We start from the raw sequence: 22,408 nt of genomic DNA on the forward strand, positions 1-22,408 counted from the left end.
TGAGGGCCGCGTTCAAAATTGCGTGATGACGCTGATACCGTTGCCCTCGGCCTTATCAAGCGTCATCAGCGCGGGAACCGCCTCTTCCAGGCTGATCTTGCGGCCGATGAGCTTCTGCGGCGCGATCTTGCCGGCGGCGAGCATGTCGAGCATGGCATCGTAGCGCCAGGCCTGCATGCCATGGCTGCCGTAGATTTCCAGCTCGTGGCCGATGACCTGCGCCATGGGGATTTGAGGCGTTGCATAGTCGCCGAGCATGAGGCCGACCTGCACATGCCGGCCGCGGCGGCGCAGATTCTTGATGGAATTGAAGCAGGTCGTGGGATGGCCGAGCGCGTCGATCGAAACATGCGCGCCACCCTTGGTGATCTCGCGCACCGCTTCCGCCACGTCGGCGACCTCAGCCGCATTGATGGTCGCGACGGCCCCGCATTCGCGGGCGAAAGCGAGCTTTTCGTCCGAAATGTCGATGGCGATGGCATTGGCGCCAAGGGCGCTGGCGATCATGATTGCCGAGAGGCCGACGCCGCCGCAGCCATGCACGGCGATCCATTCGCCGGGGCGGGTTTTCGCCTGGTCCGCAACAGCGCGGAAGGAGGTGGCGAAACGGCAGCCGAGGCTTGCCGCCGTCGCGTCGTCGACGGTCTCGGGCAGGTGAACGAGATTGGTGTCGGCATAGTCGATGGCGACATATTCGGCGAATGAGCCCCAATGGGTAAATCCGGGCTGGAACTGGCTCGGGCAGACCTGCTGGTTGCCGGAATGGCACTCGGCGCAATGGCCGCAGCCGGAGACGAAAGGAACGGTGACGCGGTCGCCGACCTTGAAGCGGACGACGCCGCGGCCGGTCGCGACGACCTTGCCGGCAAGCTCGTGTCCGGGCACATGCGGCAGCTTGATATCCGGATCGTGGCCCATCCAGCCATGCCAGTCGCTGCGGCAGAGGCCGGTTGCGCCGATGGCGATCACCACGCCGTCTTCGCCCGGCGTCGGGTCCGGCAGGTTGCGGATTTCGGGCGTCGTCTCGAAAGACTCGTAGTACATCGCTTTCATCGGCGTTCTCCCTGTTTGCCTGCCGTCGGTCCGATCAATCATTTTTCCTGATGGACCCATTCGTCAAGCTGTTGTTTCGACGCATGAAAATTGCGCTATGAATGCGGTATCGGGCGCTTTGTTGCAAATGGATTTTGCCGCGCAGTTTCTGCTTGACCCTGAGATTGTGCGGTTATTTGCTCCTAGAACCGGATGATTTTAGGTCCTTGGACCTGAAATCTGAATCCGCTCTGGAATCAAAGAAGTAGAGCATGATGTCGCCCGAAAACCGCGCACACTTTTCGGCATCATGCTCTAGCCAATTAAGAGATAAGAGAGGAAGCTACCATGGCAGTCGATACGTCGCCCCGCTCCACCACCTGGACCTATGTCGAAGGAGAGTGGCTCTCCGGCAATCCGCCGCTCATCGGGCCGACGTCGCACGCTATGTGGCTGGCCTCAACGGTGTTTGACGGCGCTCGCTGGTTCGATGGCATCGCACCCGATCTCGATCTGCATTGCCGGCGCGTCAACCGCTCCGCAGTCGCCATGGGGCTGAAGCCGGTCAAGACGGCTGAGGAAATCGAAGCGCTCGCCTGGGAAGGCATCAGGAAATTCGACGGCAAGACGCCGATCTACATCAAGCCGATGTACTGGGGCGAGCATGGCTCGGCCGGCAGTGTCGTCGCCGTCGATCCGGAATCGACGCGTTTCGCGCTGTGCCTGTTCGAAGCGCCGCTTGGCGGCAATGGCGGCGTCACGCTCACCGTTTCGCCCTTCCGCCGCCCGTCGCCAGAAACGGCGATGACCGACGCCAAGGCCGGCTCGCTCTATCCGAACAGCGGCCGCATGATTCTGGAAGCGAAGAGGCGCGGCTTCGACAATGCGCTCGTCTGCGACATGAACGGCAACGTCGCCGAGACCGCCGCATCCAACGTCTTCATGGTCAAGGACGGCATCGTCTACACGCCGATCGCCAACCGCACCTTCCTCGCCGGCATCACGCGCGCCCGCGTCATCGGCCTGCTGCGCCAGGAAGGTTTCGACGTTCGCGAGGAAACGCTCACCGTGGAGCAGTTCAAGGCGGCCGACGAGGTTTTCACGACGGGCAACTATTCCAAGGTCGTCGGCGTCAAGCGCCTGGACGATCGCGAATTCCAGGAGGGGCCGGTCACCCGCAAGGCGCTGGAGCTTTACATGAACTGGGCGCACGGCCGCAGCGCCAGCGAAGAGTGAGCTTATGGCCCCACGCGCTCTATCAACTCGATCGATCGCATGGGGCAGACATATGCCGAGGCTTCGTCGTTAGCTCGCTGGTTTCGCTTCCTTCTTCGGGCTCACCCACCAGCAATAGATGGCGCCGAGCGCGAGCAGCACGCAGGTGCCGAGGAACACGGCGGGCATGCCGATGCGCCCGCCGACGAAACCACCCATGACCGGGCCTGCCACCTGACCGACATATTGCGACGAGATGGACAGGCCGAGGATGCTGCCAGTCGCAGTATCCGGAACGTTATGCCGGATGACGGCGGTGATGCAGGGCAGAAGCCCTCCGAGCGCTATGCCCATCAGGAAGCGCAGGGCGATCAGTTGCCAGGCAGACGTGACGAAAGCCTGCGGGATGAGCAGCAGCGCCGCGACGGCAAGGGCCGCCATGATGACGCTCCAGTAGCCGATGCGGTCGGCGAGCTTGCCGAGCCAGGAGGCCGACAGGATGCTGCCGAGTGCCGCAGCGGCCATGACGACACCGGAGACCATCGTCACCTGTGCGTTTGTGACGAACTGTGCGACGTAAACCGTTATGATCGGTTCGATCGACATATTGGCGAGCATCAAAAGCAGGCCGAGCGACAGCATGGCGATGACCGGGCGCTTGTCCGGAATGGAGGCCCAGCTGCCGCTTGCCTTCGCCGCCTTCTTTCGCGCCGTGGATTTCTCTTCCTTGATCAGGAAGGTCGTCGCCAGGAAGGTGAAGAAGATCACGCCGCCGGCCAGCAGGAACGTGCCGCGAATACCAATAATCGGCGGCAGCGCGCCGCCGATCAGCGGTCCGACAAGGTTGCCGGCCATGATGCCGGCGGACAGCGTGCCCAGTGCCCAGGCCGAGCGATGCTTCGGCGTCTGCGCCGCCACCAGCACCATCGATCCCGAGGCATAGCCGCCGGCAAGGCCGGTGAACAGGCGCAGCGCCACCAGCTGCCAGACATTGCCGGCCATGCCCATCAGCGAGATGGCGACCGTCATGCCGAGGCTGGCGCGGATCAGCATCAGCTTGCGGCCGTAAATATCGCCGAGCCGCCCCCAGAGCGGCGCAACGATGGCGGCGGCAAAGAAGGTGGCGCCGTAGGCGATGCCCGACCATTGCACGATCGCCGCCTTGTCGCTGACGCCGAGCTCCTCGACATAGAGCGGCAGGAAGGGGAGCAGCAATGTCATCGCCACGATCGTCGTGAACGAGCCGACGAGGCATATGATCAGGTTCCGCATCCAATGAGCGGTTTCCCGCTCGGCCGGTGCGGCTGCGTCCCATCTCGTCTCGGTCATTTCTCGGCCTTTGCATTCAATGTGTAGAACAGTTCCTGGCTGCCCGATGCCAGAATGTGACCCTTCGCGGCGGCGAGCAGATCGGCGCGGATGAAGAGGTCGGGAAGGTTCAGTCGGTCGACATCGAGCGCATAAACGGTGACGTGGTAGCTATGGATACGCGCGTCATTCCAGGGCGGGCAGGCGCCCATATAACCGCCATGCGGCCCATCCTTCAAGTTGCCGCCGCCCGCGCCGTTTTGGCCGCGCCGCCCATAGGCCGTGCGCTCGAGCGGCAGGCCATTGGCTGAGGGGCCGTTTCCGTCCATGCCTTCAGCAAGGCTGGTGCGCGATGCGGGGATATCGGCCAGAACCCAGTGGACGAATTCCATCCGCTTGAAATTCTTTGGGATGGTCTTGTCCGCCTTGTTGAACAGCGAGAAATCGGTGGGCACGTCGGGGTCTACCATCGTCAGCGCATAGGAGCGCGTCCCCTTCGGCCCCTTCGACCAGGACACGGCCAGGCTCTTGTTCGGCCCAGGCGCTGACTTGTCGGCTCCCGTCGAAATGCAGGAGGCGTTTTCGGGGAGCAGCATCTGGCCGCTGCTCTTTGCGAAGGTCACCGTGAGATCGGCCGATAGGGCCGGGGTGGCGGCAACTGCGGCGATGACGATGGCGTTCAGAGCTTTGAGCATGGATTTCATAATGTTGCCCTTTCATGTTGCGGCTCCTGTGAGCCTTCGAGGACAGGGTTTAACAAATTCGCGCCGAACGCCGGCGCACGAAAACGCTCAAAGTTCTGCCTGAAACGCTCACGCGCTGCGCAGTCGATCGGCGAAGCGGCGAGGGGAGCGATAGCCGGTGGCAAGGGCGGCTTCGCGCAGCGAAAGCCCGTCTTCGGCAAGAAGGGCCGTTGCCAGCGCCACGCGCTCGCTTGCCAGCACATCGCGCAGGGAGGCACCTTCGCGCGACAGCCGCCGCCGCAGCGTGGCGTTGCTTGTGCCGAGTTCGGCGGCGATGAGATCGGCCGTCCAGGGGCGGTCTGGCTGCCAGCGCACCAGTGCCCGCACCGCCTCGGCTGTGGTCTCGGGCGAGCCGGGGAGAGCGCCGCGCATTCCGAGCACCATGAGGATTTCGAGAAGCCTGTGCTCGATCAAAGGGATCGGCATGTTGCCCTCAGCAATGCCTTCACCGGCATGGCTGATGGCCGCTGCCAGCAATGGATCAAGCGGCAACTCTGCCTGCGTGGCGATCTGGGCAGGTGGAAATGCCTTTGCCGCCCGTCTCGTCAATTCCTCGGGAAAGGTAATGAAGATTGCCCGATAGACGCCGGTCTGCGGGTCGGGATCGTTGACGACATCGCCGCTCCAGCCGGCCGGCAGCACGATGACAGTACCGGCCGCAAAGTGCCGCTGCCGCCCCATGCTGACGATTTCCTTGGAACCTTCGAGGATGGCGACGATTGAGACCTGTGAAAAGGCTGAGCCGGCAATGCGCTCGCGTTCGCGCGTGACGAAGGTGAAAAGCGTGGAATAGCTGCCGATGCCGGTCGGTGCGACCGTCGGGCGGTTATCCTTTGCCGCCAGGCGGCGCAGCTTTTCCAGCATCTGATGATGGGCCTCGGACACGGCGATGGCTTCCTGCTGATATGGGGTATCCTGGAGTTTGGACCACACGCATGACGATGCCAAGGCCGCAAAGCGCCTTGTTGGTTCGCCTGCCTTATGTTATTAACTGATTGCGATTTGCAAGCAGTTTGTGGTCGAATGATCGGAAATTACCCTGATGCAAAGGAGGAGGCACATCATGAACCCTCGCGAAAATACCCGCTGCGACACCGTCCGGCGCCTGTTTGCAGCCTATGTCGCGCAGCATCCCGATCTCGTCGATCCGATGCTGACCGAGGATTTCACCTTTTCCAGCCCGCGCGACGATCATATTGATAAGAAACGGTATTTCGAGCATTGCTGGCCGAAGGAGAAAGTTTTCCGCGACATTCATATTGAGCATTTGGTCGCCGAGGGCGATGACGTGATTGTCGGCTATCGTGCAGAGAAGATGGATGGCGGCAGCTTCCGCAATGTCGAGATGATCCGCTTTGCCGGCGACCGAATCGCCGAAGTGAATGTCTATTTCGGACGGAGCTTGTGACGGGTCAGCTCCTGATCCTCGCCATTGCCGCCGTAAGCGCGGTCGCCGGGCCGCTCATCGGTCGTTGATAGTTTTCCGGAAGAAAGCGTCCTGCATCGGTCATGGACGCTTGCGCGAAGGCGATGGTGACTGGGCCTTCGTCGTGGGCGGCCTTTACGGCATCGGCAATGGCGGCGAGATAGGCCGACAGATCGCCCGCCCGGAAGTGCGCCCATGCGCCAGGGACCAGCCGAACCTCGATTTCGGCCCCCGTTTCCTTCGCCGCTATCTCGAAAAGCGCAGTCGTCGGGGCGATCGTCGTTTCGACCGTGCACAGCACGATGACCTTGCCGCCAGCCTTGACGGCTTCCGCGGCAAGCGCGGCATCCGCCCTGATGATCGGCGCTGCTGCGCCGGCGGCGACCTCGGATGTTGCCGGGCCGAGCGTCGAGCAGTTGAGCACGACGGCATCGGCTTCCCCGGCCAAGTGCCAAAGGAGAGCCGCCGTTTCGGCAGAAACCTCCTCGGTCAGTCGTCCGGCCTTTTCGGCGGAGAGAAGAAGGTCGGCACGAACATGATGACGCAGCATGCCATCGGGCAGCCCGAGCGCCTTCGCGGCAGCCTCATAGACGGCGATGTTGCTTTCGGCGGTGTGCAGGCAGGTGATCGTCACGGGCATTCCTCGGCATGGCAGAAGATCCGCGAACCTAGCCGCCGTTCCCCCCTTTGTCGACATTTCGGAACGGTGTCCGGCCATCTGTCCAGGCTGCGCGGCATGCAGCAAGATAAACTTCTAAGTAGATGCTATACATGTTTGAAAAATAGGGCAATTTTTGCTCCCGGACGCAACTTTTTTGGCATGTCGGCGGTTGCTCTTCCTGGCGACCGCTCCTATGTTCCGGTCACCTGCCGACCGCAATTTTCTGCCAAGAGGAGATATGACCATGGCTTTCGAATTGCCTGCACTTCCCTACGATTACGACGCTCTTTCGCCCTTCATGTCGCGCGAGACGCTCGAATATCACCACGACAAGCACCACAAGGCCTATGTCGACAACGGCAATAAGCTTGCCGCCGAAGCCGGCCTTGCCGATCTGTCGCTCGAAGAAATCGTGAAGAAGTCCTTCGGCACCAATGCTGGCCTCTTCAACAATGCAGCCCAGCACTACAACCACATCCATTTCTGGAAGTGGATGAAGAAGGGCGGCGGCGGCAACAAGCTGCCGGGCAAGCTCGAAGCTGCCTTCAATTCCGATCTCGGCGGCTATGACAAGTTCAAGGCCGATTTCGCCGCTGCCGGCGCCACGCAGTTCGGCTCGGGCTGGGCATGGGTTTCCGTCAAGAACGGCAAGCTCGAAATCTCCAAGACCCCGAACGGCGAAAACCCGCTCGTTCATGGTGCCGACCCGATCCTCGGCGTCGACGTCTGGGAACACTCCTATTACATCGATTACCGCAACCTGCGTCCGAAGTACCTCGAAGCCTTCATCGACAGCCTGATCAACTGGGACTACGTCCTGGAGCGCTACGAAGCCGCGACGAAGTAAGGTTTGCCGCGCAGGCTGGCTTTCGCACCCGGCGTCTTTTTGGCGTCGGGTGTTTTCTTATTGGCCAGCCTCTCATAATATCATTCGCGTGCCGCTTGCCGTCCCCAAAGAGGCCGCCCTAGGAGGCTGCATGTCGTCCGCACCGCTCTTCCGCTTCGGTGTCATCGCCGATCCGCAATATGCCGATCTCGAGCCCAATCTGGCCCTCAATCGCTATCCTGCGAACAGCCTCGTCAAGCTTCGCGAGGCGATAGAGGATTTCAACCGGCACGATCTCGCTTTCGTCGTCACGCTCGGCGACATCATCGATCGCGAATGGAAGAGCTTTGACGCCATCCTGCCCGTCTACGAGGCGCTGCGTCATCGCAAGCATTTCCTGCTCGGCAACCATGATTTTGCCATAGCGCCTGAACATCTCGGCAGCGTGCCGGGGCGTGTGGGCATGCCATCGGCCTATTATGATTTCGGCTATTCCGGCTATCGCTTCATCGCGCTCGACGGCAACGAGATTAGCGTCTTCGCGCCGCCGGAAGGCGACCTGCGTCGGCAGGAGGCGAAGGACCTCATGAAGGCGATGGAGAGCGCCGGTGCGCTGAATGGGCAGCGCTGGAACGGTGCGATCGGTGATGCGCAATATGACTGGTTCTCTGCAAAGCTTCGGGAGGCAAAGGCGTCTGGCGAGAAGGTCATTGTCCTGAACCACTACCCAATCTTCCCGGATAACCCGCACAATGCCCTGAATAGCGATCGGATGCTGGCGCTTCTGGCCGAGCACGACCATGTCGTGGCCTATCTCAACGGCCATAATCATGCCGGCAATTTCGGCGTGTCCGACGGAACCTATTTCATCAACTTCATGGGCATGGTCGATACCGAAGACAGCAATGCCTATGCGATCGTCGATGTTTACGGGGACCGGCTTGAGATCATCGGTTTCGGGCGCGAGGCAAACAGGACGTTGGCCCTGCGCTGATGCTCACCCGATCGCCTCCCGCGCTCGATGTCCCGCAACGCCTCAGCCGGCTGCGGCCGAGGCGTTCGTTTGCCAGCCATTCACCCAGATTTGCCGCAGGCCATCGCCTTCGCCCTTGAACCAGAGGCCGGTCGGCTGGCAATCCTCAATCCGGTCGCTGCGGAAATTGCGGATGGCCTGGCGCAACTCGCACCAGGCGACGATGTTGGCCGTTTCGGCGTAGTATATCAGCGCGATTGGCCGGATGATGCGCTCGGTGGCGCGGCCGAGTTCGTCGCGATAGGCAAGGTCAAGCTTTTCCTCGTCGCGGATGGCGCGGCGCACCAGTGCGAGGTCGATCGCTGAGGCCGAAGGTGCCGCAAAGCCCCAGGCATGCAAGGCATTGGCATCGAGCGTTTGCCGCAGCGGTGGCGGCACGGCGCCGGCGATCTTGGCGCTCACGCGCTTGGCCGCCTGCTTCAGTTCGGAGTCGCCGGTGCGCTCCAGAAGCGCCAGCGACAGCACGATCGCCTCCATTTCCTCGATCGAGAACATCAGCGGCGGCAGATCGAAGCCCGGCCGCAAGATGTAGCCGATGCCACGTTCCCCCTCGATCGGCACCCGCATCGCCTGAAGCGCTGCGATATCGCGATAGACCGAGCGCACGGTCACCTCCAGCTGGCCGGCAATATCGGCCGCCGTCACCGGCTTCCTGGCTAGCCGCAGGATCTGGATGATCTCGAACAGGCGCGAGGCCTTGCGCATTTCATCTCCTCGAAGACGAAGGCTACTGACAATACGCCGTCAGTTGGCTCGAGTTATAAGATCGCCTATTCACTTGAAAATCAACCGGTTCCTCTCCCGTTTCCGTGGAGAGAGCGATAGGCAACTGACATGGGTTACGCAGAAAATCTCTGGCTTTTCTTTCTCCTTCTCTTGGGCATCATCGTCGTGCCGGGCATGGACATGCTGTTCGTACTCGCCAACTCCCTGACCGGCGGCAGCAATCGCGGCCTTGCCGCGACAGGCGGCATCATGCTCGGCGGCGCGGTGCACTCGCTGAACGGCGCCGTCGGCATCGGTCTTCTGATGCATTTCGTGCCTGTTCTCTTCAATCCGCTGCTTGTCATCGGCGGCGCCTATATGGCCTTTATCGGCTACACGCTGATGCGCAGTTCCATCACCGTCGGCCATGAAGGGCCTGCCGCCAGCCGCTCCACCTGGAAAGCCTTCCGCCAGGGGGCGGTCACTTGCCTGATCAATCCGAAGGCCTATCTTTTCATCTTCGCCGTGTATCCGCAGTTTCTGAAGCCGGATTACGGCCCGGTATGGATACAGGCCGTCATCATGGGAACCATGACCATAGTAACGCAATTTGCCGTCTATGGAGGTCTTGCCATCACCGCTGGACGCAGCCGCAACCTGCTGGTCGCCAATCCGCGGGCAACCGCTTTTGCAGGCCGAGCGGCCGGCCTGCTGCTCGTCGCGGTTTCGGCGTTTACGGTCTGGGAGGGCCTGAAAATGGCGTGAGAGCTGATGCGGCGAATGAATGTGTCGATAGCATGACACTGATTTCACTTGGTTCTCACCACTTTGTGACTTCATTGCCAGGGCGGAAACCGGCAAATATGTCGCCCGTAACCATGCGCCGGCCGTGCATGCGGTCTTGATCATCAGGAAGACGTAGGAGAATGAAATGAAGTGGAAAGCGATTGTGGCGGCAGCGGCCTTGGCCGGCGTCGCCCTGGGGTCGGTCGTCGCGGCCGATGGCACGCATGATTCCCGCGTCGGGATGATGAAGAAGATCGGCGGCGCCACCGGAGCTCTTGGAGCGATTGCGAAGGGCGACAAGCCCTATGACGCCGACATCGTCAAGGCATCGCTGGCGACGATCGCCGAAACGGCCAAGGCGTTCCCGAACCAGTTCAATCCGCAGAGCGATAAGAGCGACGCCGAGGTCAATCCGAAGATCTGGGAGAACTTCGATGACTTCAAGTCCAAGGCCGCGAAGCTCTCCACCGATGCCGAGATGGCACTTGCCCAGCTCCCGGATGACAAAGCCGGCGTCGGCGCGACCTTGAAGACGCTCGGCGGCAGCTGCGGCGCCTGTCATCAGGCCTACCGCATCAAGAGGGACTAAGCGGTAGGTCCGGCCTCGTCTGAAGATTGGTTTCGGCTCCGCATCGGTTTTGCCGCCGGTGCGGGGCTTCATGGTTTTAGAGACAAAGCTTGGGGGTAGTGGTGATGGCGCGGTTTCTCCGGTGGCTGCTTTGCCTTTTCGGCGTGATCGTCCTCGGCGGCGGCGCGCTCTATGTCGTCACGGCGCCGACGCCTTTGCCGGCAAGCCATTGGACCAATCTCGGCGATCCCGATCTCAAGACCGGCGAGATGGTGTTCTGGGCCGGCGGCTGCACCAGCTGTCACGCCGCGCCCGGTGCTCAAGGGGACGCCAAGCTCATGCTTTCGGGCGGCCTCGGGCTCAAAAGCCCCTTCGGTACCTTCCATGTGCCGAATATCTCGCCGGACGAGAAGGCCGGGCTTGGCAGCTGGACGCTTGCCGATTTCGGCAATGCCATGAAGCGTGGCGTCGGCAGGAACGGCGAGCATCTCTATCCGTCCTTCCCGTATGGCTCCTATAGCCGCATGAGCGACAAGGACATCAACGATCTCTGGGGCTTCCTGAAGACGCTGCCGAAGAGCAGCAATGTTGCCCCGCCGCACGAGCTGCCTTTTCCTTTCAACATCCGGCTCGCGCTTGGTGCCTGGAAGTTCCTCTATCTCAACGACCAGCCGCGTGTCGTCCTTGCCAAGGCCGACGACAAGATCAAGCGCGGGCAGTATCTCGTGGAAGGGCCGGGCCATTGCGGCGAATGCCACACGCCGCGCGATAGCCTTGGCGGCTTCCTGAGCGGCCAGTGGCTGGCGGGAGCCCCCAATCCGGAAGGCAAGGGCCAGATCCCGGATATCAGGCCGGGCTCCAAGGCGATCGGCAGCTGGAGCGCCGGCGACATCGCCAACTATCTCGAAACCGGCTTCACCCCGAACTATGATTCAGCCGGCGGCTCGATGGCCGAAGTTCAGCAGAACATCGCCCATCTGCCGGCAACCGACCGCGAGGCGATTGCGGCCTATCTGAAGGCACTGCCGGCGAAATAGATCGGAAATTGTCCATGACGTACCTGAGTGCTTTACGGACGCAGCCATTTTTCCAGCGCATTTCCCGCCAAGCTTATGGCCACGGGATTCGGCAACGGGAGAGGGCGGTCGTGGACGCAAGGGTGGCGCAAAGGGTTCCCTATTTCAGCCAATGGGAAACGCCTGACATGACGCTGGCTGTCGTAGCCGAGGGCGCGTACTCCACCTTGCTGAAGGACCCGCTTTGGGCCTCTTCCGGCGCCTGCAATGTCGAGGAATATGCCCATTGGGCTGCCCATCTCTGCGGCATGGCCTGCCTGAAGATGGTGCTTGCCGCCCGCACCGGCAAAATGGTTCCGATCATGGGTCTGGCCATGGGATGCAGGGATTACGGCGGCTATGTCGAGGAGCCGGATGGCCGGATCAAGGGATTGATCTACGCGCCCTTCGTACCCTTCGTTCGGGACCGCTTCGATCTGAATGCGAGGGTTGTCACCGGCATTTCCGTCGCTGAGATCGCAGATATCCTCACACAGTCTGAGTTCTTCATCGCGTCAGTCCATCATTCCATCCGCTGGCCGGAGACCGAACCGCCGGCCAAAGGCGGCCATCTCGTGCTGATCACGGCCATCGACGGCGACATGATCCGCTTTCACAATCCCTCCGGCCACGTCGCTGCGACGCGCGAGAATGTGGAGATGTCGCTGGAGACGTTCGAAAGGTTCTTTGCAGGCCGCGGGATCGCCATCGATCGTTAGATCAATATCGGATGGCGATCCCGTTAAAGGCCGGCATCAGGCCAGTGCCTGCAGGTAGCGCATGCCGGTGACCGGACGCGGCTTGAAATCCATATGCTCGTAGAAGCGGTGGGCCTTGAAGTTGCCCGTCGCGGCACCGACCGAAAGGTAGCTGCAGCCGGCCTTGCGGGCGATGTCGCGGGCGCGGTCGACGAGATGCTGCCCGATGCCATGGCTGCGATGGCCGTCACGCACGAAGAGATGATGCAGATCCATGCCCCGCTGGCCTTCCTGCGCCTTGTAGAGCGGCACGAGGATGGCGTAACCGAGCAACCCGTCTTCGCCTTCGGCGACCAGCGCCGTGATCCAGGGGGCGGGGCCGAACAGATCGCGCTCGAGCTGCTCGGGCGTCGTGCCGGAAGGATCGCCGTGATGGGCGGCGAGCATCCGGATCATATCGTTGAGCTCGGGCAGGTCGCGCGGCTGCGCATTGCGGATAGTGAGCACAGGCGGGCGGAGGAGTGAAATTTCGCTATCGTCTAGCATGGCATTCTGCGTCCTTGTTTTTGAATGAGCCGTCAGGACGCTGCCGATACAACAAAGCCGCCTGACGGCGGCTTGTTGACAACATGATCTGTCTTGGCCGCCCCTTACAGGTACAGCCAAAAATACGAGCAGTTATGGAGCGCGTGCGTGATCATGGGCGCATCAATGAGCCGCTTCCGCCCATTTGTCAATGGGGGCTCAGTGTTCCCCGTCGCACAGTCCATGGTCCGACAATGCCCGGATCACATAGCAGTCCTCGATGCTGTGGCCGTCGCAATGCGAAACGATGCGCTCCAGCTCGTGTTCCAGCCGCTTCAGCTGTGCGATCTTGGTGCGCACGTCGTCGAGATGTTCCTTGGCGATGCGGTCGGCGCCGACGCAAGGGCGATCCGGGTGCTGGCTGAGCGAGATCAGTTCCTTGATGGCATCGATCGTCAGGCCGAGGTCGCGGCCATGGCGGATGAAGGCCAGGCGCTCCAGATCGGTTCTGGTATAGCGCCGCTGATTGCCTTCGCTGCGGTCAGGCTCCGAGATCAGCCCCATCTGCTCGTAATAGCGGATCGTCGGTACTTTGACGCCGGTACGCTTGGACAAATCGCCGATCGACAACATCACATGATCTCCAATACCTCTAGTCTCTAGAGCAATATATGCGATCGCCCATTAAATTTACAAGGGCAGGTAGTCATGCGCTGCAATTCGCCTAAGTCCATTATTGACGCAGTCATTGAAGTCGCGGTCGACAAGGCGGCATGGAATCCGATAGCAATCAGGCCAGTCGGAGGCTTGCCATATTCGTCGCATAGCCCACAATCCGCCCGATTCTGCTGGAGGCTCTTCGCATGCCCATATTGCTCACCCGTCGCGGCCTCGTGGCCGGCTCGGCGCTGCTGCTCCCCGCCCTGACGTTCGGTCCGGATGCGCTCTTCGCCCAGGGTGCCGCTACGTCGCCGCAGGTGCCCGCCACCGAGGACAATTCCGCAACGCCGCCCAACGGACAAGGCATGGATGGCGATAATGGCGCACAGACGGACAATTCGCAGCTGACCGACGATGTCGACAAGCAGCTGGCGGATCTGGAAAAGAAGACCGGCGGGCGACTTGGCGTCTCGGTCCTCGACACAGAAACCAATATTTCGCTCGGCCTTCGCCAGGAAGAGCGCTTCCCCCTGTGCAGCACTTACAAGGCGCTGGCAGCCGGCTTTGTCCTGGCGCGTGTCGACCAGGGCGTCGAAAAACTCGACCGCCGCGTCACCTATGGGAAAGAGGTTGTGGTCACCTATTCGCCGGAAACGGAAAAGCATGCCGGAACGGATGGCATGACCGTCGCCGAACTTTGCGGCGCCGCCATCACGCTGAGCGACAACACCGCCGGCAACCTGCTGCTTGAAAGCGTCGGTGGCCCTGCTGCGCTGACCTCCTGGCTGCGCGTCACTGGCGACACCGAAACCCGCCTTGATCGCAATGAGCCCGACGTCAATCAGGCCGTCAAGGACGATCCGCGCGATACGACGACGCCGGATGCGATGCTGGACACGATCGGGCTGCTGACGCTTGGCAATACGCTGTCGGAAACATCCAGGGATCAGCTGATCAATTGGCTGGTCGCCAACACCACGGGCAATAACCGCCTGCGCGCCGGCCTGCCGAAGGAATGGAAGGTCGGCGACAAGACCGGCACCGGCAACAATGGCTCCTATGCCGATATCGCGGTGATCTGGCCGCCGGAGCGCGGCCCTGTTCTCGTCACGACGTTCGTCGCGGAGGCAACCGCACCTGCGAAAGATGTCGAAGCCGTCTTTGCCGAAGTCGGCAAGATCATTGTCCAAATGGTTGGTCAGTGACGAAATACGGCCAGTAAAAACAAAAGGATACGATCGAGATGTGAATCAGGATCGTATCCTCTTCATGCAATCTGGCAATTTGCTCAGACGGCGGACAAGGCCGAAGATGCGCCGTCCGCTTCCTTCTCGTCGTCACCCTTGCTGTTGCCAGCGCCGAGCTTCTGCTTGATCTCGGTAGCGATCTGGTCGTTGATCGCCTTCTGGTCGTCGGTGGAGAGAGCGTTGAAGGATTCTTCCGTCAGGCCATGCGCCTGCAGATATTGCGCCCGGATTTTCTGGGCCGGCGTCATGTTCGCCCATTTGGCAAACTCGTCCAGAATGTCCTGATTGGACTGCTTGGCCGATGAGGTCGAGCTGCTGCCGCCAGCAGTGGTCGAACCACCCTGATCGTCGCTGGTGCCGGACGATGACGTCCCGCCGATCTGGCTGAGCCAGAAGCCCGATGAAATGGAGGAAGGGATACCGCTCGTCGAGATCGACGGTCCCTGCGAATCGTCCTGCTGTTCGCTGTCGTCGGGCAGGCTAAATGGCGAGCTGTCGTCGGAACTCTGATCCTGCTTGCTGCGTATCGGAGTGCTGAAATAGTTATGGGTGCCGTGGTGCACTTTCATCGTCATATCTCCCTATGGGTTGGGGAGACGATGACTCTGCAAGCCTGCCCGGGGCTTATGCGCCAAGCTTTCTCAAGTGCCGCAGAAGGTCTGCAATACCCTTTCCGCCGGCAAGGGCGGCTCGGCATAGGGCGCAAAGGTGGGCTGGTCTTCGTAGGGCTTGGCGAGCACCTTCAGCAGCGCTTCGAACAGGGAGAAATCGCCGTCCTCGACCGCAGCTTCGATTGCCTGTTCTATCCGGTGGTTGCGCGGAATGAAGGCCGGATTGACCTTTCGCATCGCTTGCGCGCGCGCGGCAGGCTGCTGAGGATCGCGGGCGAGCCGCTCGCGCCATTCAGCAAGCCAGGACGTAACGGCTTGCGGATCCTGGAAGGTGGCAGCGAAATCGGTTGCGCCTTCATCTGCCGCGAGATCGGCAAGGCGACGGAAGGCGAGCGTGAAATCCGCACTCTGCTGCTGCATGACCGCCAGCAACGACTGGATGAGGTCGAGATCGCCTTCTTCCTCGCTGCTCAAACCGATCTTAGCGCGCATGCCGGAGAGCCAATGGGCCTGGAAGCGCTCGCCATAGGCTTTGATAACAATGTTTGCCAGCTCGATTGCCTTATCGACGGATGGATCGATCAGCGGAATCAGCGTTTCGCCGAAGCGCGCGAGATTCCATTGGCCTATCGCCGGCTGGTTGGCATAGGCATAGCGGCCGTTGCGGTCGATGGAAGAGAAGACAGTCGCCGGGTCATAGGCATCCATGAAGGCGCAGGGACCGAAGTCGATCGTCTCGCCCGACACGCTCATATTGTCGGTGTTCATCACGCCGTGGATGAAGCCGACATGCAGCCAGCGCGCAATCAGCGCCGCCTGCCGCTCGGCCACGGCTTCCAGCAGGGCGAGGTAGGGGTTCTCACGATCCCCGATTTCGGGATAGTGCCGGGCGATGACATGATCCGCCAGCGTTCTTGTGCTCTCCGCATCGCCGCGGGCGGCAAAGAACTGGAAAGTGCCGACGCGGATGTGGCTTGCCGCCACGCGCGTAAAGATCGCGCCGGGCAGCACTTCCTCGCGATAGACGGGCTCGCCGGTGGTCACCGCTGCCAGCGCCCGTGTCGTCGGAATGCCGAGCGCGTGCATGGCCTCGCTGACGATGTATTCGCGCAGAACCGGGCCAAGCGCTGCGCGCCCGTCGCCACGGCGGGAAAATGGGGTAGGCCCGGAGCCCTTGAGCTGGATATCGCGGCGTCTGCCGTTGCGATCCTTCACTTCGCCGAGAAGAATGGCACGGCCGTCGCCGAGCTGCGGCACGAAATTACCGAACTGATGCCCGGCATAGGCCATGGCGATGGGTTGCGATCCCGGCAGAAGCTGGTTTCCCGAAAAGATAGCCGCAGCATTCTGTCTCAACGCCTCGACGTTGAGCCCAAGCTCGCGCGCCAGCGCCTCGTTGAATTTGATGAGCTGCGGTGCCGCCACGGGTGTCGGCGCCTGTTCCGCCAGGAATTGCGGTGGAAGGCGCGCATAGCTGTTGTCGAACAGAACCGGAGACGCCTGAAGCATCTGTGTGTCGGAAAGGAAAGAGCTCATGCCTCTAAGGTAGGGTGCATGAAGAGGAGGCGCAAGCTGGAGATCACAGTCGATCGCGCCTCCGTCTCGTCGTCAATCCTTGCTCTCCTCCAGCTCGCGTGCCATCTCCGCAAGCTTCCGTACCGTATTGAGATTTCTCGATGTGCCTGCTTTCAGCGCCGGCAGCTTCAGTTTCGAGCGTCCGGAACCATCGGGGTAATGGACGTAGATTTCCCGGCCGGCGATATGCACCTCTTCGCCGCCGGGTGCCACGAGCTTGTCCAGCGCATCCCTCGGCGCCGCATCCGGCAGGAAGCTGATCAGCAGGTAGTTCGGCTTGGCATGCGGGAAGGGTGAGTGATCAGCCGCACTCTCCAAAGCCCCACGGCTGCGCAGGATGACGCCGGGAGAAGTACCCATATGGCGTGTCAGCGCCTCTTCGAGCCGTGCCTGTACGGTCTTTTCATCTTCTTCCGAGCGAAAGAGCACATTGCCGCTCTGGATATAGGTCTTCACGTCAGTGAAGCCGATCTCCTCGCAGAGCGCCTTCAGCTCCGCCATCGGCAAAGTGCCGGTGCCGCCGACATTGACGGCACGCAAGAGAGCCACAAAGACTGCCATCCGCTCCTCCCGGCTTGCGCCTACATCTTGCCCGCGACCTTGATGGCGAAGGAATATTCGAAGGCCACTTCCTCCAGTCGCTGGAAGCGGCCCGACGCGCCGCCATGGCCGGCATCCATGTTGGTCTTCAACAGGATCGGCGCGTCGCCCGTCGTCTTGTCGCGCAGCTTGGCGACCCACTTGGCTGGTTCCCAATAGGTGACGCGCGGGTCGGTGAGGCCACCAAGCGCAAGGATAGGCGGATAGGCCTTCTCGCCGACATTGTCGTAGGGGCTGTACGCGGCGATCTGCTCGTATTCCTGCCTGCTGTCGATCGGATTGCCCCATTCGGGCCATTCCGGCGGCGTCAGCGGCAAGGTGTCGTCGAGCATGGTATTGAGCACGTCGACGAAGGGGACTGCGGCGATGATGCCGGCGAATTTCTCCGGTGCCATGTTGGCGACAGCACCCATCAGCATGCCGCCTGCCGAACCGCCCTCGGCGATGATCTTCGTGTAAGAGGTGAACTTCTTCTGATTCAGATAGTCGGCGGCCGAGATGAAGTCCTTGAACGTATTGGTTTTCTTGGCCATCTTGCCGTCTTCGTACCAGGCAAAACCCTTGTCCTTGCCGCCGCGGATATGGGCTATGGCGTAGACGAAGCCGCGGTCCGCAAGCGACAGGCAGTTGGTGTTGAAGCCGGCCGGAATGGTGATGCCGTAGGCGCCGTAGCCATAGAGCAGGCAGGGAGCAGAGCCGTCGAGCGGCGTGTCCTTGCGGTAAAGCAGCGTTATCGGCACCTTTTCGCCGTCCCATGCGGGCGCGAAGACGCGCCGGGTGACGTAGTCAGAGGGATTGTGGCCGGAGGGCACTTCCTGAGTCTTCAAAAGGGTGCGTTCGCGCGTCACCATATTGTAGTCGAAGAGCTGGCTCGGCGTCGTCATCGACGAGTAGGAGAAGCGGATGACGTCGGTATCGTATTCCGCAGCCCCTTGCAGGCCGAGCGAATAGGCCTCCTCTTCGAAGGCGATGGAATGTTCTTCGCCCGTACGGCGATCGCGGATGACGATGCGCGGCAGGCCGTCCTTGCGTTCCAGCCAGATGAGATGGCGGGCATAGGCCATGTGGTTGAGGATCAGCGTGCCTGGCTTGTGGGCCACCACCTCGCGCCAGTTTTCCTTGCCCGGCTCGTCGGCTGGCGTCACCATGATCTTGAAATCCTTGGCGTCGCCGTCGTTGGTCAGGATGTAGAAGACGTCGCCGCCTTCGGTAATCTCATACTCGATCCCCGTCTCGCGTCCGGCCACGATCTTGGGTTCGGCGGTCAGGTCGGATGTCGGGATGATGCGGTATTCGCTGGTCTCGTGGTCGTGGATGTCGATGAAGATGTAGTCGTCGAGCAGCGAGCCGCCGACACCCATGAAGAAGCCGGCATCTTCCTCTTCATAGACGAGCCGGTCTTGCGATTGCGGCGTGCCAAGGATGTGGTGGAAGATTTTCGAAGGGCGATGATTCTCGTCCTGCAGCGTGTAGAAGAAGCTCTTGCCGTCGGGCGCCCAGACGCCGCCGCCGCCGGTGTTCTCAAGGACATCGGCAAGATCTTCGCCGGTTTCGAGGTTACGGACCTTCAGCGTGAAATATTCAGAGCCCTTGTCGTCATAGCCCCAGATGCCGAGGCTGTGATCGGTGGAGTGGTCGAGGCCGGAAAGGCGGAAATAGGACTTTCCCTCATTTTCCTTGTCGCCGTTGAGCAGCAGCTTGCGATCGCCGCCGTTGCGGGCTTCGCGAAAATAATGCGGTTGCTCGCCGCCGGTGACGAAAAGCGTGCCGTAGGCATAGGGCCCGTCCTTGACCGGGACCGAGCTGTCATCCTCCTTGATACGGCCCTTCATCTCGCGGAAGAGAGCCTTCTGCAGATCCTTCGTGTCGGCCATCGCAGCGTTCATATAGGTGTTTTCAGCTTCCAGATGGGCGCGGATTTCCGGGGCCAGGATCGACGGATCCTTGAACATCGCCTGCCAGTTGTCTGCACGCAGCCATGCATAGTCATCGCTGCGGCTGATGCCATGATGCGTATCCGTAACTGGATGTTTCGGGGCGGCAGGCGCGGTGGGGAGGTTCTTGAATACGGACACGAGAGCGCTTTCTCTGGGAGTGAAAGTCGGATGCGAAGAGAACAGAGAGATAGAGGGCGGCTGCATGAGGTTCAATAGGGAACTCTCACCTCAAGCTTCATGCAAGTCGGGTAAATTAGTCTTGATCGAACAGGCAGCTTGCGGGAAAGCCGATGGGGGAGCTGCCTTGATGAGGCCACAATCTTTATTGAAGTCGCTATACATTGCGTCGACATAAAGGCGGTCGAACCGCCATCCCCGATGGAACGGACGCAATCAATTCCAGAATAATGCAAAGGGACCGGTCTTGATGCTGAAACTCGTTGCCATCCTTATCCCATTGGCTGCTTTCGCTAGTTCTGCCTTCGCGGTCGACCCAGCCATGAAAAAGCAGTTGGAAAAGCTCGACCCCTCAGAGCGGATGGAACAGGCATGTGACGCGGAAGCCATGAAAAAGATCGGCACGGACAAGACGGGTTTCAAGCCGGATAAGGTCATCGCTTACACATTCGGTGATCCGGCCATGACCCCGGATTCGATGAAGGCGCCGGGCGCGGTCTTTCGCAGCAAGGGCGACTGGTATCACCTGTCATATGATTGCGTCACCGGCCCGAAGCATATTCATGTCCGGGATCTGAGCTACCAGATCGGCGACAAAGTGCCGCGCGACGCGTGGCAGCAGCACTATCTCTACGACTGAGCGATCGCGATCAGGTGCTCTCGTGAGCCGCTAGCGCCGCCGTTGAATGTCGACGCGGTTAAGCTCCGACAGGATGTGCTGCTGCACGTCTGAGGGCTGACGGCTGACGGCGTCCGTAAGGTCGCGCAGCGTCGCCCTCAGGCTGTGAAGCTGATCGACGAGATCCATGACCACATCGACGCCGGGCTCATTGACGCCCATGGCGTTGCCGAGGTCGAGGATAAGCTGGCCGCGGGCAATGTCCGCCTCGCGGAAATTCCGGCCCTGATCCGTCAGCTCCGGCACCACCCAGCCCTGTGAGATCCAGACCTCCAGCACCGTGGTTTCGATTTCGAGGTGCAGTCGAAACTCTCTCTCGTTCATCGCTTATCCTCCCATCGTCTTTCTGGGATCTTGTGCCTTGCCGGCCTGCCATTCCGAGACGAAACGCGTGAGCTCCGGATCCGGCGTATCCGGCAGGACGATCTTCAGGGAGATATAGGCGTCGCCGTTTTCCTTGCCGCGTACCGGCGCGCCCTTGCCCTTCAGCCGGAGCACCTTTCCGGTGTTGGAGTTCGGCTGCAGCGTCACGGTGACGTCGCCGGAGGGGGTGGGGACCCTGACCTTGCCGCCAAGCACCGCTTCCGCCAGTGAAATCGGCAGCTCCAGCCGGATATCGTCGCCGTCGCGGGTATAGAAGCGATGCGGGCGGACATGCACCGCAATCAGCGCGTCGCCGGCGGGGCCGCCGCCGAAACCTGGCTCGCCTTTGCCCTTCAGGCGCAGCGTCTGCCCGTCACGCGTGCCAGGCGGGATTTGAACATCCAGCGCCGGACCGTCGGGCAAGCTGATCTGCTTCTTTGCGCCGTTGATGGCGTCAAGGAAATCGACCTCCATCGTATAGTGACGATCTTGACCCTGCATCTGGGATTGGCCTCGGCTGCGCCGCGAGAAGAAGCTGGAGAATATGTCGTCTGCATCGCCGAAATCGGCAAAGCCGCCGGTGTTCTGATAGGGGCCACGCTGGCCATCATGCGCCGCATAATCACGATAGTAGCTGCGTGGCGCCTGCTCGGCACCGCTGCTGTCGATCTCGCCGCGGTCGAACCGCGCGCGCTTCTCCTCATCGCCAAGGATGCCATAGGCGGCCGAGACTTCCTTGAACTTGTCCTCGGCCTTCTTATCGCCGGGGTTGAGATCGGGGTGCAGCTTCTTGGCAAGCTTGCGATAGGCGCTTTGAATATCCTTTTGCGGGACGTCCCGCTTTACGCCCAAGACTTCATAGGGATCGCGACTCATACATGTTTCTCTTTAGGAGCACGGAAAAATACGCAGATAGTGTCACCGCCACTTCATATCAATCGTAGCATAGACGCCGTCAGGTTGAAGCTCGGACTTTAGCGCTTTCCTAACTGGCGCACTTGTGATGTGAAATGCGTATCATCGCCGCCCGTTTGCCATATTTCCGGCGTGTTGCCGGATAATGGCGAGCGTTGCGGCTGGGACGGTGATCGTCCTGCGCTCCAGATTTCCTTTGCTTGATTCACCCGGTGGCCTCCTGATGAAACGCCTGTTGCTGACATCCATGATCCTCTTTGCTGCACAGGCCGCCTTCGCCGCGCAGCCGGAGCAATCGCCTGCCGGTTGGCCGCAGCTGCCACCGAAAGCGCCGGCATCGACCGTCAAGCTTCTGGAGCCGCATCTGCACGTCAATCGGGCAGGCAAGGGAGCACCCCGCATCGCGCTCACCTTCGATGCATGCATGGGCAAGACCGATCCGCGCATTCTGAGCACCCTTGTCGATCAGCGTATCCCGGCGACGATCTTCGTCACAGCGCGCTGGCTGCGCACCAATCCCGATGCGCTTGCCGTCCTCCTCGCCCATCCCGATCTTTTCGAGCTGGAAAATCACGGCCAGAACCATATCCCGGCCGTCGATGTTCCGACCGACGTTTATGGCATCCCCGCTGCCGGCTCGCCGCAGGCGGTTGGACAGGAGGTCAAGGGCGGCGCCGATGCGATGATCGCGGCAGGCATTCCGCAGCCGCACTGGTTCCGCGGCGCAACTGCAAAATATAGCCCTTCGGCTATCGCGCAGATCCGTGGCATGGGCTATCGCATCGCCGGTTATTCGGTAAACGGCGACAGCGGCTCGCTTCTGTCGGCCAAGATGGTGGAAAGGCAATATGCATCCGCCAAGGACGGCGATGTCATCATCTCCCACATCAACCAGCCGACGCATGCCGCGGGCGAGGGGGTTGCGGCAAGCATTCTTGCGCTGAAGGCAAAGGGCGTACAGTTCGTCCGCCTGCAGGATATCCCCGAAAAGGGCGATGGCGGCACGACGAACTGAGCCGGCAAGGGTGCAGGTTGTTGTTCTTACGCAATTCCGGACGGAAAG

The 22,408-nt window shown here is 61.1% G+C and carries 25 protein-coding genes; 11 read left to right on the top strand and 14 right to left on the bottom strand.

The features are described 5' to 3' along the window. Positions 1-12: 12 nt before the first annotated feature. Positions 13-1,053, bottom strand: coding sequence for a zinc-dependent alcohol dehydrogenase family protein (locus RHSP_RS19570; RefSeq protein WP_004121483.1), 1,041 nt, complete (start codon positions 1,051-1,053; stop codon positions 13-15). Positions 1,054-1,380: 327 nt separating this feature from the next. Here RHSP_RS19570 and RHSP_RS19575 point away from each other — a divergent pair, with 327 nt between their 5' ends. Next, the gene (locus RHSP_RS19575) at positions 1,381-2,268 is read left to right on the top strand and encodes a branched-chain amino acid aminotransferase (RefSeq protein ID WP_004121484.1); all 888 of its coding nucleotides are present in this window, start codon (positions 1,381-1,383) and stop codon (positions 2,266-2,268) included. A 69-nt stretch (positions 2,269-2,337) separates the two neighbouring features. Here RHSP_RS19575 and RHSP_RS19580 read toward each other — a convergent pair whose 3' ends face one another. The 3 genes from RHSP_RS19580 to RHSP_RS19590 form a co-directional block, all read right to left on the bottom strand. After that, a complete protein-coding gene (locus RHSP_RS19580; RefSeq protein ID WP_004121486.1) occupies positions 2,338-3,576 on the bottom strand; it encodes an MFS transporter in 1,239 nt (412 codons plus the stop codon). Beyond that, the gene (locus RHSP_RS19585; protein WP_004121488.1) at positions 3,573-4,259 is read right to left on the bottom strand and encodes a YbhB/YbcL family Raf kinase inhibitor-like protein; all 687 of its coding nucleotides are present in this window, start codon (positions 4,257-4,259) and stop codon (positions 3,573-3,575) included. Before RHSP_RS19585 ends, RHSP_RS19580 begins: the two co-directional genes overlap by 4 nt. Positions 4,260-4,367: 108 nt before the next feature. After that, on the bottom strand, positions 4,368-5,183 hold the full coding sequence (locus RHSP_RS19590; protein ID WP_004121490.1) for a helix-turn-helix domain-containing protein: 816 nt from the start codon (positions 5,181-5,183) through the stop codon (positions 4,368-4,370). 178 nt (positions 5,184-5,361) lie between these two features. Between RHSP_RS19590 and RHSP_RS19595 the strand changes: the two genes are divergently transcribed. After that, positions 5,362-5,706, top strand: coding sequence for a nuclear transport factor 2 family protein (locus RHSP_RS19595; protein WP_004121492.1), 345 nt, complete (start codon positions 5,362-5,364; stop codon positions 5,704-5,706). 4 nt (positions 5,707-5,710) lie between these two features. Here the strand turns inward: RHSP_RS19595 and RHSP_RS19600 are convergent, their stop codons facing one another. Continuing rightward, complete coding sequence (locus RHSP_RS19600) at positions 5,711-6,358, bottom strand: hypothetical protein (protein WP_037153263.1); 648 nt, start codon at positions 6,356-6,358, stop codon at positions 5,711-5,713. Positions 6,359-6,629: 271 nt separating this feature from the next. Here RHSP_RS19600 and RHSP_RS19605 point away from each other — a divergent pair, with 271 nt between their 5' ends. Beyond that, positions 6,630-7,232, top strand: a complete 603-nt coding sequence (locus RHSP_RS19605) for a superoxide dismutase (RefSeq protein WP_037153101.1) — start codon at positions 6,630-6,632, stop codon at positions 7,230-7,232. Positions 7,233-7,362: 130 nt separating this feature from the next. Further along, positions 7,363-8,205 carry a metallophosphoesterase gene (locus RHSP_RS19610; RefSeq protein WP_004121504.1) on the top strand — a complete coding sequence of 281 codons (843 nt, stop codon included), beginning with the start codon at positions 7,363-7,365 and terminating at the stop codon, positions 8,203-8,205. A gap of 42 nt (positions 8,206-8,247) precedes the next feature. On the opposite strand, the gene RHSP_RS19615 is transcribed toward RHSP_RS19610, so the two are convergent. Further along, positions 8,248-8,949: a helix-turn-helix transcriptional regulator gene (locus RHSP_RS19615; protein WP_004121506.1), complete on the bottom strand. Its 702-nt coding sequence runs from the start codon at positions 8,947-8,949 to the stop codon at positions 8,248-8,250. Between the two features lie 129 nt (positions 8,950-9,078). Here RHSP_RS19615 and RHSP_RS19620 point away from each other — a divergent pair, with 129 nt between their 5' ends. The 4 genes from RHSP_RS19620 to RHSP_RS19635 all read left to right on the top strand — a co-directional run bounded on the left by RHSP_RS19620 (position 9,079) and on the right by RHSP_RS19635 (position 12,077). Continuing rightward, positions 9,079-9,714, top strand: coding sequence for a LysE family translocator (locus RHSP_RS19620; RefSeq protein WP_004121507.1), 636 nt, complete (start codon positions 9,079-9,081; stop codon positions 9,712-9,714). A 166-nt stretch (positions 9,715-9,880) separates the two neighbouring features. Then, positions 9,881-10,324 carry a c-type cytochrome gene (locus tag RHSP_RS19625; protein WP_004121509.1) on the top strand — a complete coding sequence of 148 codons (444 nt, stop codon included), beginning with the start codon at positions 9,881-9,883 and terminating at the stop codon, positions 10,322-10,324. A gap of 101 nt (positions 10,325-10,425) precedes the next feature. Beyond that, the gene (locus RHSP_RS19630; RefSeq protein ID WP_037153268.1) at positions 10,426-11,340 is read left to right on the top strand and encodes a cytochrome c; all 915 of its coding nucleotides are present in this window, start codon (positions 10,426-10,428) and stop codon (positions 11,338-11,340) included. Positions 11,341-11,450: 110 nt separating this feature from the next. Beyond that, positions 11,451-12,077, top strand: coding sequence for a C39 family peptidase (locus RHSP_RS19635; protein ID WP_276307830.1), 627 nt, complete (start codon positions 11,451-11,453; stop codon positions 12,075-12,077). Between the two features lie 36 nt (positions 12,078-12,113). On the opposite strand, the gene RHSP_RS19640 is transcribed toward RHSP_RS19635, so the two are convergent. Then, positions 12,114-12,602, bottom strand: a complete 489-nt coding sequence (locus RHSP_RS19640) for a GNAT family N-acetyltransferase (protein WP_004121516.1) — start codon at positions 12,600-12,602, stop codon at positions 12,114-12,116. A gap of 198 nt (positions 12,603-12,800) precedes the next feature. Continuing rightward, positions 12,801-13,214, bottom strand: a complete 414-nt coding sequence (locus RHSP_RS19645) for a MerR family transcriptional regulator (protein WP_004121519.1) — start codon at positions 13,212-13,214, stop codon at positions 12,801-12,803. 230 nt (positions 13,215-13,444) lie between these two features. On the opposite strand from RHSP_RS19645, the gene bla reads away from it, so the two are divergent. Next, positions 13,445-14,446, top strand: a complete 1,002-nt coding sequence (gene bla, locus RHSP_RS19650) for a class A beta-lactamase (RefSeq protein ID WP_004121523.1) — start codon at positions 13,445-13,447, stop codon at positions 14,444-14,446. An 83-nt stretch (positions 14,447-14,529) separates the two neighbouring features. Here bla and RHSP_RS19655 read toward each other — a convergent pair whose 3' ends face one another. From RHSP_RS19655 to RHSP_RS19670, 4 genes are all read right to left on the bottom strand, one after another. Next, positions 14,530-15,057, bottom strand: coding sequence for a hypothetical protein (locus RHSP_RS19655; protein WP_004121526.1), 528 nt, complete (start codon positions 15,055-15,057; stop codon positions 14,530-14,532). A gap of 72 nt (positions 15,058-15,129) precedes the next feature. After that, positions 15,130-16,608: a protein adenylyltransferase SelO gene (locus RHSP_RS19660; RefSeq protein ID WP_338059920.1), complete on the bottom strand. Its 1,479-nt coding sequence runs from the start codon at positions 16,606-16,608 to the stop codon at positions 15,130-15,132. Positions 16,609-16,707: 99 nt separating this feature from the next. After that, a complete protein-coding gene (locus tag RHSP_RS19665) occupies positions 16,708-17,235 on the bottom strand; it encodes a DUF1697 domain-containing protein (protein ID WP_004121532.1) in 528 nt (175 codons plus the stop codon). Between the two features lie 20 nt (positions 17,236-17,255). Further along, positions 17,256-19,349, bottom strand: a complete 2,094-nt coding sequence (locus tag RHSP_RS19670; protein ID WP_037153275.1) for a S9 family peptidase — start codon at positions 19,347-19,349, stop codon at positions 17,256-17,258. Positions 19,350-19,638: 289 nt separating this feature from the next. Between RHSP_RS19670 and RHSP_RS19675 the strand changes: the two genes are divergently transcribed. Continuing rightward, entirely contained in the window at positions 19,639-20,028 is a 390-nt protein-coding gene (locus tag RHSP_RS19675) for a DUF930 domain-containing protein (protein ID WP_004121539.1), read from the top strand. A 30-nt stretch (positions 20,029-20,058) separates the two neighbouring features. Here RHSP_RS19675 and RHSP_RS19680 read toward each other — a convergent pair whose 3' ends face one another. Next, positions 20,059-20,391: a chaperone modulator CbpM gene (locus RHSP_RS19680; RefSeq protein WP_004121542.1), complete on the bottom strand. Its 333-nt coding sequence runs from the start codon at positions 20,389-20,391 to the stop codon at positions 20,059-20,061. Positions 20,392-20,394: 3 nt separating this feature from the next. Then, complete coding sequence (locus RHSP_RS19685) at positions 20,395-21,306, bottom strand: DnaJ C-terminal domain-containing protein (RefSeq protein ID WP_004121545.1); 912 nt, start codon at positions 21,304-21,306, stop codon at positions 20,395-20,397. Positions 21,307-21,568: 262 nt separating this feature from the next. On the opposite strand from RHSP_RS19685, the gene RHSP_RS19690 reads away from it, so the two are divergent. Next, positions 21,569-22,360, top strand: a complete 792-nt coding sequence (locus RHSP_RS19690) for a polysaccharide deacetylase family protein (protein WP_037153277.1) — start codon at positions 21,569-21,571, stop codon at positions 22,358-22,360. Positions 22,361-22,408 lie beyond the last annotated feature (48 nt).

This window comes from Rhizobium freirei PRF 81, from assembly GCF_000359745.1.
GTDB lineage: Bacteria > Pseudomonadota > Alphaproteobacteria > Rhizobiales > Rhizobiaceae > Rhizobium > Rhizobium freirei.